General features: G+C 71.9%; 10 protein-coding genes. 1 reads left to right on the top strand and 9 read right to left on the bottom strand.

Annotation, left to right across the window (positions count from 1 at the left end):
• Window positions 1-170 precede the first annotated feature (170 nt).
• Window positions 171-437 (top strand): 30S ribosomal protein S20, encoded by a 267-nt coding sequence (gene rpsT, locus GCN81_RS02935; RefSeq protein ID WP_156721839.1) that lies wholly within the window; start codon window positions 171-173, stop codon window positions 435-437.
• A gap of 193 nt (window positions 438-630) precedes the next feature.
• Here the strand turns inward: rpsT and holA are convergent, their stop codons facing one another.
• From holA to GCN81_RS02890, 9 genes are all read right to left on the bottom strand, one after another.
• Window positions 631-1,617 carry a DNA polymerase III subunit delta gene (gene holA / locus GCN81_RS02930; RefSeq protein WP_156721838.1) on the bottom strand — a complete coding sequence of 329 codons (987 nt, stop codon included), beginning with the start codon at window positions 1,615-1,617 and terminating at the stop codon, window positions 631-633.
• Window positions 1,618-1,694: 77 nt separating this feature from the next.
• The gene (locus GCN81_RS02925) at window positions 1,695-1,940 is read right to left on the bottom strand and encodes a hypothetical protein (protein ID WP_156721837.1); all 246 of its coding nucleotides are present in this window, start codon (window positions 1,938-1,940) and stop codon (window positions 1,695-1,697) included.
• 101 nt (window positions 1,941-2,041) lie between these two features.
• Window positions 2,042-2,782 (bottom strand): Mut7-C RNAse domain-containing protein, encoded by a 741-nt coding sequence (locus GCN81_RS02920; RefSeq protein WP_156721836.1) that lies wholly within the window; start codon window positions 2,780-2,782, stop codon window positions 2,042-2,044.
• An 86-nt stretch (window positions 2,783-2,868) separates the two neighbouring features.
• Window positions 2,869-5,394, bottom strand: coding sequence for a ComEC/Rec2 family competence protein (locus GCN81_RS02915; protein ID WP_156721835.1), 2,526 nt, complete (start codon window positions 5,392-5,394; stop codon window positions 2,869-2,871).
• Window positions 5,391-6,107, bottom strand: coding sequence for a ComEA family DNA-binding protein (locus tag GCN81_RS02910; protein WP_325065089.1), 717 nt, complete (start codon window positions 6,105-6,107; stop codon window positions 5,391-5,393). Before GCN81_RS02910 ends, GCN81_RS02915 begins: the two co-directional genes overlap by 4 nt.
• 457 nt (window positions 6,108-6,564) lie before the next feature.
• Complete coding sequence (locus GCN81_RS02905) at window positions 6,565-7,410, bottom strand: DegV family protein (RefSeq protein WP_156721833.1); 846 nt, start codon at window positions 7,408-7,410, stop codon at window positions 6,565-6,567.
• Window positions 7,411-7,485: 75 nt separating this feature from the next.
• The gene (locus GCN81_RS02900; protein WP_156721832.1) at window positions 7,486-8,352 is read right to left on the bottom strand and encodes a hypothetical protein; all 867 of its coding nucleotides are present in this window, start codon (window positions 8,350-8,352) and stop codon (window positions 7,486-7,488) included.
• A gap of 120 nt (window positions 8,353-8,472) precedes the next feature.
• The gene (leuS, locus tag GCN81_RS02895) at window positions 8,473-11,415 is read right to left on the bottom strand and encodes a leucine--tRNA ligase (RefSeq protein ID WP_156721831.1); all 2,943 of its coding nucleotides are present in this window, start codon (window positions 11,413-11,415) and stop codon (window positions 8,473-8,475) included.
• A gap of 319 nt (window positions 11,416-11,734) precedes the next feature.
• Entirely contained in the window at window positions 11,735-12,190 is a 456-nt protein-coding gene (locus GCN81_RS02890; protein ID WP_156721830.1) for a pyridoxamine 5'-phosphate oxidase family protein, read from the bottom strand.
• Between the last annotated feature and the right edge of the window lie 112 nt (window positions 12,191-12,302).

Below are 12,302 nucleotides of genomic sequence, written 5' to 3'. Positions count from 1 at the left end.
TCTGCAGCCTCGGGTCGGATCGTTACGTAGCTTCCATCGTCCCATGAGTGGCGGCCGGTGGTCGGTTTGGGCCGGTGCCGACGCTGCTGGTAATCTGGGCAGCTGTGCCTCGTAGCCCTCTCAAGCGACGGGGCACCCATCAAGATCATCGAACCTGTAAAGGCTCTTTCGTGGCGAACATCAAGTCCCAGATCAAGCGGAACAAGACGAACGAGAAGGCGCGCCTGCGCAACAAGGCCGTCAAGTCCTCGCTCAAGACCGCTGTCCGCAAGGCCCGTGAGGCCGTCACCGCGGGTGACGCCGAGAAGGCCACCACGGCCCTCCGCGACGCCAACCGCGCGCTCGACAAGGCTGTCTCCAAGGGAGTCATCCACAAGAACCAGGCCGCCAACAAGAAGTCGGCGCTGGCCTCCAAGGTTGCCTCCCTCAAGGGCTGAGCACACTCTTGATTTGACCGCCGGACAGGACTCAGCGGGCCCTCTCTTCCGCTCCTGACCGGCACCCCCGGTCCGCACACGATCTGCGTTCGCCACGCGGGTGCGGACCACCCAGCTTGAACCGTGGCCCCGGCCGGTGTCCTTCCCCAGGACGCCGGGCGGGGCTTTCGGCGTTTCCTGACGGCTGAGCGCCTTAGCCGCGGCGGGCGCGGGCGGCTTGGGCGATGGTGACGACCGCCTTCTCCAGGGCGTACTCCGGATCGTCGCCGCCGCCCTTGACGCCCGCGTCCGCCTCCGCGACGGCCCTGAGCGCGACCGCGACGCCGTCCGGAGTCCAGCCCCGCATCTGCTGCCGCACCCGGTCGATCTTCCACGGCGGCATCCCCAGCTCACGGGCCAGGTCGGCGGGCCGTCCGCCCCGCGCCGAGGAGAGCTTGCCGATAGCCCGCACGCCCTGGGCGAGCGCGCTGGTGATCAGCACCGGGGCGACCCCGGTCGCCAGGGACCAGCGCAGGGCCTCCAGCGCCTCGGCCGCCCTGCCCTCCACCGCCCGGTCGGCGACGGTGAAGCTGGAGGCCTCCGCGCGGCCCGTGTAGTACCGGCCGACGACGGCCTCGTCGATCGTGCCCTCGACATCCGCGGTGAGCTGACTGACCGCGGAGGCCAGCTCCCGTAGATCACTGCCGATCGCCTCGACCAGGGTCTGGCAGGCCTCAGGGGTCGCGGACCGCCCCAGCGCGCGGAACTCACCGCGCACAAAGGAGAGCCGGTCGGCGGGCTTGGTCATCTTCGGGCAGGCGACCTCGCGCGCGCCCGCCTTGCGCGCGGCGTCCAGGAGGCCCTTGCCCTTGGCGCCACCGGCGTGCAGCAGTACCAGGGTGATCTCTTCGGCGGGAGAGCCGAGATAGGCCTTCACGTCCTTGACCGTGTCGGCGGACAGGTCCTGGGCGTTGCGTACGGCAACGACCTTGCGCTCGGCGAAGAGCGAGGGGCTGGTCAGCTCGGCGAGTGTCCCCGGCTGCAGTTGGTCGGGGGTCAGCTCGCGTACGTCCGTGTCGGCGTCGGCCGCACGGGCGGCCGCCACCACCTGCTGCAGGGCGCGGTCGAGCAGCAGGTCCTCCTGGCCCACGGCGAGCGTGACGGGGGCGAGCGGGTCGTCGTTTCCGGGGTTCCTGGCCATCGTGGTCAAGCATCCCACGAGCCACTGACAACGCCGCCCGCCCCGGTCCCCGGTCCCGGTCTCGATCTCCGTACGCCCTACGGCTCCTCGCGCCAGCCGTCCCACTCGGCCGCGAAGGCGTCCAGCGCCACCGGATCCAGCGCCCCTCGCGGGTCCTCGATCACCACCAGCCACTGAGCGTCCTCGGCGTCGTCCTCACCGGCCAGCGCGTCCCGTACGAGCTGAGGTTCGTCGACGACCCCGAACCGCTCCCCGACGGCCTGCGCCGCCTCCTCGGCCCCGTCGCGGTCGGGCAACACCAGTACATGTCTCACATCGCTCACGAAGACATTTTCCCCCGACTCCCCGCGGCCTCGTTCGGGGGCTTGGATTGGGAACAGGTGAGAACAGGTCGGTAGGTGGGGGGACGCGGTTCCGTGCGGAGTCACTCGCCCGTGCGGCGCTCCCGGGCCGCCACCGTCTCCTGTGCCCGATCGACCAGGGCCGCCAGCCGCCCGCCGTGCGCGCCGCGCCAGTAGGCCCGGCCGCACGACAGGCAGCGGCTGAAGACGTCGTACGTACGTCGGGTGCCGGGCTGGAGCAGCGGTTCGACCTCGTCCTTGGTGGCCACGACCAGCCGCCCGTTGCAGGCCATGCACCGGGTCCAGGGAGCCAGCCGCGGTGCGAAACGGTCCAGGACGTCGGCGAGTTGCTCGTCCGGCCCGGCGCCGCGCACATAGCAGCCGTACCACAGCGCGCGGCGCTTCAGCAGCCCGCGATCCTGGGTGAGCAGCACCCGCCGGTCGGTGTTCGCCCGGGCCAGCAGGGTGTCGTCGTCCAGATCGTTGCGGTACTCCGTGTCCAGCCCCAGCAGCCGCAGCCACCGCGCCAAGGTGCCCAGGTGTACGTCAAGGAGCAGGCCGGTCTCCGGCAGCCGCTGCGGCCTGGGCACCGCCTCGACGTCGATCAGCTCGCCGCCGCGCGGCCGGTGGCTGTCCGGCACCTCCTGGCCGTCCGCCAGCAACCGGCCCACCTCCGGCAGCGGTACGCCCAGTGACTGGACCACATGGCCGAGCGAGGAGGCGCCGTCATAGGGCGCGGAGAACGGGGCCGCGCTTCGGTACCGAGGGGCGAGAAACAACCGCAGCTCCTCGGCGAAGCGCAACCGCAGCCCGGTGCCCGCCATGACTCCCATCGAATCACGCGCGGCGTACGGGGGGGTCGGACTCGGCGGTAGGGCGTGTTCCGGTCCCGCGCCCCGCGAGGTGGCCCCTAGCGCAGCGGTACCGCGCGCAGATCCGGTCCGGCGCCGGTGACCGCGACCGCGCCGTCCGTGTCGGTGCGTAGGACGGCGGTGCCCTGGGCGTGGAGGGCGGTCAGGGTGCTGGGGGCCGGGTGACCGTAGGAGTTGTCCGCGCCGCAGGAGATCAGGGCCAGCCGGGGACGTATTCGGCGCAGCAGCTCGGGATCTTGGTACGCGGAGCCGTGGTGGGCGACTTTGAGGACGTCGACCGGGCCGAGCCCTGGGGTGATCCGTAGCAGTGCCTGCTGGGACGGGGGTTCGAGGTCGCCCGCGAGGAGCAGGGTCAGGCCTCCGGTTCGCACCAGGAGGGTGACGCTCGCGTCGTTGGCACCCTCGGGGATGGGTTCCGGGGGCGCCGGAGGCCAGAGCACCTGCCAGCTCAGGGCCCCGGAGCGACGGTGCTCCCCGGCGCTGGCGCTGGTCAGCGGAATCCCGTGCGCGGCCGCCAGCTTCCCCACGAACGCGGCCTGGCCCGCAGGCTCCTGGACCCTGGTCGCCTGGATCCCGCCGACCTCGCGGCCCTTGAGTACGCCGGGCAGACCCGCCGTGTGGTCGGCGTGGAAGTGGGTGAGAACGACGAGCGGCACGCGCGTGATGCCCAGGGAGCGTAGGCAGCGGTCGGCGAGCACTGGGTCAGGACCGGCGTCGACGACGACGGCGGTGCCCTCACCCGCGGCGAGCACCAAGGCGTCGCCTTGGCCCACATCGCAGACGACCAGGCGCCAGCCGGGCGGCGGCCAGCCGGTGAGCGCGCGGTCCAGGGGGACGGGGCGGGCGATGGCGAGCAGCAGGAGCAGGGCACAGGCCAGGGCGAGGGCAGGGCATCTGAACAGGCGGCGGGCCAGCGGTACGGCGGCGGCCGTGAGCGCGGCGAGGAGCAGCCCGCCGCGCCAGCCGCCGGGCCAGTCGGCGTCGGCACCGGGCAGCGCGGCACCGGTCCTGGCGATGTCGGCGATCCATCCCGTGGGCAAACTCGCGCACCAGGCCGCCGTCTTGGCGAGGGGCAGCGACACGGGGGCCACGGCCAGCGCGGCGAAGCCCAGCACCGTGGCGGGCGCCACCGCGAACTCGGCGAGCAGATTGCAGGGCACCGCGACCAGGCTGACATGCGCGGCGAACACGGCGACGACGGGGGCGCAGACGGCCTGCGCGGCGGCGGCCGCGGCCAGCGCCTCGGCGATCCGGGGCGGCACCCGCCGCCGACGCAGCGCGGCGCTCCACCTCGGTGCGACGGTCAGCAGCGCCCCAGTGGCCAGGACGGAGAGGACGAAGCCGTAACTGCGGGCCAGCCATGGTTCGTAGAGCACCAGCAGCAGTACGGCGGCGGCCAGCGCGGGGAGCAGGGATCTGCGCCGCCCGGTGGCGATGGCCAGCAGCGCGATCAGCCCGCAGGCCGCCGCGCGCAGCACGCTCGGGTCGAGCCCGCAGACAACGACGAAGCCGAGCGTGAGCACGCCGCCGAGCAGGGCGGTCAGCCGCAGCGGGATGCCAAGTCGCGGGGCGAGCCCGCCACGTTCGGCGCGCATCGCCGTTCCTGGCGGCCCGATCAGCAGCGCCAGCAAGATCGTGAAGTTCGCCCCGCTGACGGCGAGCAGGTGCGTCAGATCGGTGGCGAGGAACGCCTCACGCAGCTCGGACGGCACCCTGGAGGTGTCCCCGACGACCAGCCCTGGGAGCAACGCGCGGGCGTCGGGCGGGAGGTCCTCGGTGGCCGCGCGCAGCCCAGCCCGCAGGTGTCCGGCGACGCGCTGGAGGGCGGTCGGCCGCTCCACGATGTGCGGCGGCTCGCTGCCGTCCACCCGCGCCACGGCGGCGACCAGGCTGCTGCCGGGGAACGGGGGTGCGAAGGTGGCCTGTGCCCTGATCCGCGTCGACGGCAGCAGGCCAAGCCAGCGGGATGCGGACGGGTTCGCCTCGTCGTGGGCGACGGCTCTTGTTCGTACGACCACCAGGACCGGCGTACGGGTCTGGGTCGGCGCGGCGGCGTCGGTGCTGACGCGGACGACGTCGGCCTCCAGGACGACACTTGGCGGGACCGTCCGGGCGCCGGAGACCCGGGGCCGCGTCTGCCGGGGAACGGCGCTGACCCGCAACTCCACCATGGCCCGCGCGTGTTGGCTGGCCAGGTCGGGCACTGGGCCACGGTGCAGATCCGCCGCGTGCAGTCCAGCGGACGCGGCCCCGGCGGCGGCACAGAGCAGCACCGCCGCCCCGGCGACCCACCCACCACCAGCAACGGCCCCCGGCACCCCGGTCGTTCGCCGCCGCCGTCGCATGGCCAGCAGGATGAGAGCCGCCGCGACGCAGAGCGCCACGCCGACGGCCGCCCAGCTCCCCGGAGCGCCCAGGGCCAGGGCCGCCGCGGCCCAGGCGGCCAGTGCGGGCGGGATGAGGCGGAGATCGGCGGGGGCCTCCTGCCGAGGGTTCGCGGCGCCCAGGCGGTTGCCCGAGGCGCTGTGCACCGGGTCGCGGGTCGTAGCCGGGTCGCGGGTCATAGCCGTACGAGTTCACGCAGCACCGCGAAGCGACGGTCGCCAATGCCGTTGACCTCGCGGAGCTGCTCGACGGAGCGGAAGCCGCCGTGCTCCGTGCGGTAGGCGACGATGTTCCTGGCCAGTACGGGGCCGATGCCGGGGAGGGTCTGTAGGTGTTCTTCAGCCGCGGAGTTGAGGCTGACGACGCCACCTGCCGCGGCGCCGCCGCCCGGTACCGGGGGCACCGCCGCTGGCGCGGCGGCGTCCGGGGGTTCGCCCACGATCACCTGCTCGCCGTCCACCAGGTGCCGGGCGCGGTTGAGCTCGCTGATGTCCGTGCCGGGGCGGACCCCGCCAGCGGCCCGTAGCGCGTCGGTGACCCGTGACCCCACGGGCAGTCGGCGCACTCCGGGCTTGCGGACCTTGCCACCGATGTCCACGACGATGCGCGGGCTGGACGACGCGGGGCCAGCGGACGCGGCTGCCGCCCGGGCTCCAGCAGGAGACCCGGAGGGTGCCCCGGCAGGTGACCCTGGTAGGGCCCCTGGCTCCGCGGCGGCCTCCCGTACGACTTCGGGGGCCCGCACCGGCTGCGGCTGGCCGGTCCAGAAATGGTGCACCGCGAACGCGACCGCGACAGCCAGGAACACGGCGAGCGCCACCAGGCTTCTGCGCTCCAGACGGCACCGCGCCTGCAACCAGAGCGGCACCCGCTCCCGCACAGCCAGCCTCACCCGCCCCGCTCGCCCAGCCCCGTCCCCCACCTCACCCGCCAGCCCTGGCACAGGGGCTGGGGCTGGGGATGGGCCAGGGGCTGGAGGTGGCGAGGGCGCTGGTGACGCGGCTGCCGCATCCGGGGGGTACTGCCGGGTCTGCTCGCATAACGTCTGCGCCCGCACCCGGAGGCGGTCTGCCGCGGCCTGCCTGCGGCGGACGCCGGTCCGGGCGCGGTACGGGCGGTGCCGGGCCCGGCCGTCCGAGGCCGGGGGACGGCCCGGCCCGCTCGTCGCGTCAGAAGAGCGAGAAGGTCGAGAAGGTCGAGAAGATCGCGCGGGTCGAGAAGGTCGAAGAGTCATGCCGCGACGCTAGGCGCCCCGACCGAACCTTGATGATCTTGCTCAATTTCCGTGGATTACTCAGCAGTTGTGGAGAACTTCGTCACTCACACGGGTCACAACAACCTCAACAACCTCACCTGGGCGAGACCACCACACCCAGCAACCCCGGCCCCGTATGCGCCCCGATCACCGCACCCACCTCGCTGACATGCAGCTCCGCGAGACCCGGCACCCGCTCCCTGAGCCGGTCCGCGAGCGCGGACGCCCGCTCCTGGGCCGCCAGATGGTGCACCGCGATATCCACCGGGCTCGCCCCGGCACGCTCGACGGCGATCTCCTCAAGCCGCGCGATCGCCTTCGACGCCGTACGCACCTTCTCCAACGGCTCGATCCGGCCGCCGTTCAGCTCCAGCAGTGGCTTCATCGCCAGTGCGGAGCCCAGCAGCGCCTGTGCCGCTCCGATCCGGCCGCCCCGGCGCAGGTAGTCGAGCGTGTCAACGTAGAAGTACGCGGAGGTGGACGCGGCGCGTTTCTCGGCCGCCGCGACCGCCTCGTCCATCGTTCCCCCCGCCTCCACGGTCTCCGCGGCGGCCAGCGCGCAGAAGCCCAGGGCCATCGCCACCATGCCGGTGTCCACCACCCGCACCGGCACGGGGGCGTCCTTCGCCGCCAGCGTGGCCGCGTCGTACGTCCCGGAGAACTCGGCTGACAGGTGCAGCGAGATGACGCTGGAGGCCCCCGCCTCAGCCGCCGCGCGGTAGGCCGCGGCGAAGACCTCGGGGCTGGGCCGCGAGGTGGTGACGGGGCGGCGCTTCTGCAGCGCCTGGGCGAGCGAGCGGGCCGAGATCTCGGTGCCCTCTTCCAGGGCCCGACCGTCCACGATCACGGTCAGCGGCACCGCGGTGATGCCGTGCCGATCCATCGCCCGCCGCGGCAGGTAGGCCGTTGAGTCAGTGATGATCGCGACATGGCGGGACATGAGCTGGAGATTACCCGCCACGGCGCTCCGGCGGCAGTCCGACCCCGCCGCCCGTGATCGGCCGTCCGGCGGCGGTCAGTTCGTGCTCTCGGGGCGGTGGGCCTTCTGCCATGGGTAGGAGGTGACCGGCCGAGTCGGCTCGATCGCCTGCGGCCCCTGCGCTTCCTCGGCGGACCGCGGCTCGGGCCAGGTCTGCTCGGCACTGGTGGCACCATCAGCGCTGTCGGCCCGGGGCGGCTCCGGCCACGCTGCTGCCCGTGCCCCGGCCCCCGGCGGCCTGGCCCCCGGAGGCCTGGCGCCCTCGGAGCCTGCGCCAGCGGGGGGCGCAGATGGTGCAGACGATGCGGATGGCGCCGATGGCGCGGCTGGTGCGGATACCGACGGGTCATCGCCCGGCTCCGTCGTCCAGTGCCGCAGCGCCCCGGACTCGACCTCTATCTGCTGCCCGAGCACCTCCAGGTCGTCGTCCGCGAACCTGCGGGCCCGGTCGTGCGCGGCCCAGCGCAGCGAGTCGGCGGCCTCGGTGATCCGCTTCGTACGCGCTCTGAGCTCCGGCAGCCGCTCGCCGAGCCGCGTCTTGTCCGGTTCGCGCTCCAGCCGTCGCAGCTCGTCGTCCAGCTCATGGCCGTGCTGACTCAGCCGCTCGAAGAGGCCCAGCGACTCGCGCAGCGTGGGGTCCTCCTTGACCGCGGCGCCCAGCGAGTCCTGGGTGGCCCGCATCGACGTCCGCAGCCGCAGCCGCAGCTGGGCGAGCTCGCCAGCCGCGCCCACCTGCGTAAAGCTCTTCGCTCTGAGGGTCGAGTCCTCGACACTGCGGCGCGCCTGGGTCAGCGTGCGATCCACACCGCGCTTGGCTGCTTTGACCACCTTGACCGTGACAAACACCCCCAGCGCCACGAAGAGCACAAAGAGCACCGCCAGTACGGCGATCACTTCAGCCATGACGGCTCCTTGGGAGTCTGGATGGTCAGTTCCACCGTAAACGCTGACGGACAGGCCGAGGGTTCCTTCGAACCCCCAACCTGCCCGTAGGGGAAACCCCGCATACGCGTCACACGGGAGCTACGCCGGGACGATGTTCACCAGCTTCGGCGCCCGGACGATCACCTTGCGGATGCCCGCGCCGTCCAGCGCCGCGACCACCCGCTCGTCGGCCAGCGCCACCTTCTCCAGCTCCGCCTCCGCGATCGAGGGCGAGACCTCCAGACGTGCCTTGACCTTGCCCTTGATCTGTACGACGCAGGTCACGGTCTCGTCCACGACGTACGCCGGGTCGGCCACCGGGAAGTCCTGGTGCACGACCGACTCGCGGTGGCCCAGCCTGCGCCACAGCTCCTCGCCCACATGCGGGGCCAGCGGCGCGATCAGCAGGACCAGCCGCTCGGCGACGGAGCGCGGCACCGGGCCGCCCGCCCGTCGCCCGCCACCGCCCTCAACCGAGGGTCCTGCGGACCCGCCCCCATATGTCTTGGTCAGATGGTTGTTCAGCTCGGTGATCTTGGCGATGGCGGTGTTGAAGCGCAGGCCCTCCAGGTCCTGGCGGACGCCGTCGATCGCCTTGTGCAGGGCGCGCAGAGTGGCCTCGTCCACGTCGGTCTCCGCCTCGGTGTCGACCACCGTGACCTCGCCCGTCGCCTCGTCGATGACATTGCGCCACAGCCGCTGCAGCAGCCGGTACTGGCCCACCACCGCGCGCGTGTCCCACGGCCGGGAGACGTCCAGCGGGCCCATCGCCATCTCGTACAGGCGCAGCGTGTCCGCGCCGTACTCCTCGCAGATCTCGTCCGGAGTGACGGCGTTCTTCAGGGACTTGCCCATCTTGCCCAGCTCGCGCTTGACCGGCTCGCCCTCGAAGAAGTACTGGCCGTCACGCTCCTCGACCTCGGCGGCGGGGACCGGGAAGCCGCGGCTGTCCCGGTAGACGTACGCCTGGATCATGCCCTGGTTGTACAGCTTGTGGAACGGCTCGGCCGACGAGATGTGGCCCAGGTCGAACAGCACCTTGGACCAGAAGCGCGCGTACAGCAGGTGCAGCACGGCGTGTTCGGCGCCGCCTACGTACAGGTCGACGCCGCCGGTCGGCTGGCCTTCGCGCGGGCCCATCCAGTACTGCTCGATGGCCGGGTCGACCAGCTTCTCGGAGTTGTGCGGGTCCAGGTAGCGCAGCTCGTACCAGCACGAACCCGCCCAGTTGGGCATGGTGTTGGTCTCGCGGCGGTAGCGCTTGGCGCCGTCGCCCAGGTCCAGCTCGACGTTGACCCAGTCCTGGTTGCGGGACAGCGGGGTCTCCGGCGAGGTGTCCGCATCGTCGGGGTCGAAGGTGCGCGGTGAGTAGTCCTCGACCTCGGGCAGCTCCAGGGGCAGCATCGACTCGGGCAGCGCGTGCGCGACGCCGTCCTCGTCGTAGACGATCGGGAAGGGCTCGCCCCAGTAGCGCTGGCGGCTGAACAGCCAGTCACGCAGCCGGAAGTTGACCGTGCCCTCGCCGATACCCGCGGCGGCCAGCCAGTTGGTGATCTTCGTCTTGGCGTCGAAGACGCCCAGGCCGTCCAGCGAGATCTCCGTGCCGGAGGAGTTGATGATCTTCGCGTCGTACGAGTCGAAGGAGTTGTCCCACGTCGCGGGGTCGGTGCCCCGGTCGTCCGACGGCTCGACGACACAGCGCATCGGCAGCTCGAAGGCGCGGGCGAAGGCGAAGTCACGGCTGTCGTGCGCCGGGACGGCCATGATGGCGCCGGTGCCGTAGCCCATCAGCACGTAGTCGGCGATGAAGACCGGGACCGGCTCGCCGCTGACCGGGTTGGTCGCGTACGCGCCGGTGAAGACGCCGGTCTTGTCCTTGGCCTCGGCCTGCCGCTCCACGTCCGACTTGGACGCGGCCTGCTTGCGGTACGCGGACACGGCGTCGGCCGGGGTCGGGTGGCCACCAGTCCACACCTCGTGCGTTCCCTCGGGCCAGGCGGCCGGGACGATCTTCTCGACCAGCTCGTGCTCGGGCGCCAGCACCATGTACGTGGCGCCGAACAGCGTGTCCTGGCGGGTGGTGAAGACGGTGATCGCGTCGCCGTTGTCCCCTACGGGGAAGTCCACGCGGGCGCCCTCGGAGCGGCCGATCCAGTTGCGCTGCTGCAGCTTGATGGCCTCGGGCCAGTCCAGCGCGTCCAGGTCGTCGATCAGCCGGTCCGCGTAGGCGGTGATCCGCATGTTCCACTGGCGCAGTTTGGCCTTGAAGACGGGGAAGTTGCCGCGCTCGGACCGGCCGTCCGCGGTGACCTCCTCGTTCGCCAGGACGGTGCCCAGGCCCGGGCACCAGTTGACGGGGGCGTCGGAGGCGTAGGCCAGCCGATAGCGGCCCAGGATCTCGGCGCGCTCCAGGGTGCTCAGTTCGCTCCACGCGCGCGTGGAGTCCGGTACGGGGCGCTCACCGCTCTCGAACTGGGCGACCAGCTCGGTGATCGGGCGGGCCTGCTTCGCCTGGTCGTCGTACCAGGAGTTGAAGATCTGTACGAAGATCCACTGGGTCCACTTGTAGTAGTCCGGGTCGATCGTCGCGAAGCTGCGGCGCTTGTCGTGGCCCAGGCCCAGGCGGCGCAGCTGGTCCTTCATGTTGACCATGTTGGCCTCGGTGGAGGCCCGCGGGTGGGTTCCGGTCTGCACGGCGTACTGCTCGGCGGGCAGGCCGAAGGCGTCGAAGCCCAGCGTGTGCAGGACGTTATGCCCGGTCATCCGCTGGAAGCGGGCGGTGACGTCGGTGGCGATGTAGCCCAGCGGGTGGCCGACGTGCAGGCCAGCGCCCGAGGGGTACGGGAACATGTCCATGATGAACTTCTTGGGCCGGGCGACGATCGCCGGGTCACCGGCCAGGTCGCCGGAGGGGTTCGGCGCCTCGTAGGTGCCGTTGGCGTCCCAGAAGTCCTGCCAGCGTGCCTCGATATCGGCGGCCATGGCAGCCGTGTAGCGGTGCGGCGCTGCCACCTCGGCAGCAGCGGAATTCGTCTCGCTCATGATCCTTAAGGCTCCATCGATCGTCTCTGCCTGGCGGATGCGTCGCGGCTGTCAGCCGAAACGAAAAATCCCCTCGCACAGGAGGGGACGCCGCGCCGATTCCGACCACGAATCATCAGTGGCCGGGACTGATCAGCGCGGCTCGCTAAGCAGAAGGCGTACGGCACGCATGGCGTCAGGGTACCGCAGCGCTCACACCGGCCGCATCGAGGTGCGCGGGCCGCCACGCATGCAGCAAGGCCGCCACGCATGCAGCGGGCCGCCACGCGCGCGTAGCGAGCCGCCACACGCGCAGCGGCCCGCGAGGCGCACCGGGCGGTCAGCCGAGCCAGGCCCCGTCCCGCATGACGACCCGGCCCGCCAGCTCGTTCTCCTCCCGCCAGGTCCTGATCACCTGGGGCACGGCCCGCAGATAGATCCAGGCCTCGCGGTCACGCGGGTCAAAGCCAGCCTGACGGGCGAACGCGTCCGCCGATGCCGTGGGCAGCTCGGTGCCTTCGATCACCGTCGTCGTGGCCTCGATCAGGACGACATCGCGGGTGTGGCCGAGCGAGAGCATCACGGGCCCGCCGGGGGTGAGGTTCCGCGCCGTCGCGTTGACCCGCTTCGTACTCATGATCAGCGCGCCGTCGTCCCACACGAACGACAAGGGAACGAGCACCGGGCCGCCGTCCGCCGAGGCCGTGGAGACCCAGACGTCCACGTCCTTCTCCAACCGCTCCCGCACATCGTGAATCCGCTGCTCCCGGCTACGGGCCGGTTCGAGGTTCGTCATGGGACGAGAAGCTAGCCGAGTGGGTCATCGGCGCGGATCAGGCGACGGACCTAGGTCCCCGGTCGCGGACCGCGCGGGACCTCAGTCCATGGCGCCTACGGATGCCCACGAG

This window comes from Streptomyces apocyni (assembly GCF_009739465.1).
GTDB lineage: Bacteria > Actinomycetota > Actinomycetes > Streptomycetales > Streptomycetaceae > Streptomyces > Streptomyces apocyni.
Note: the sequence above shows the minus strand (reverse complement) of the source record. Positions and strands in the feature narration are given on the sequence as shown.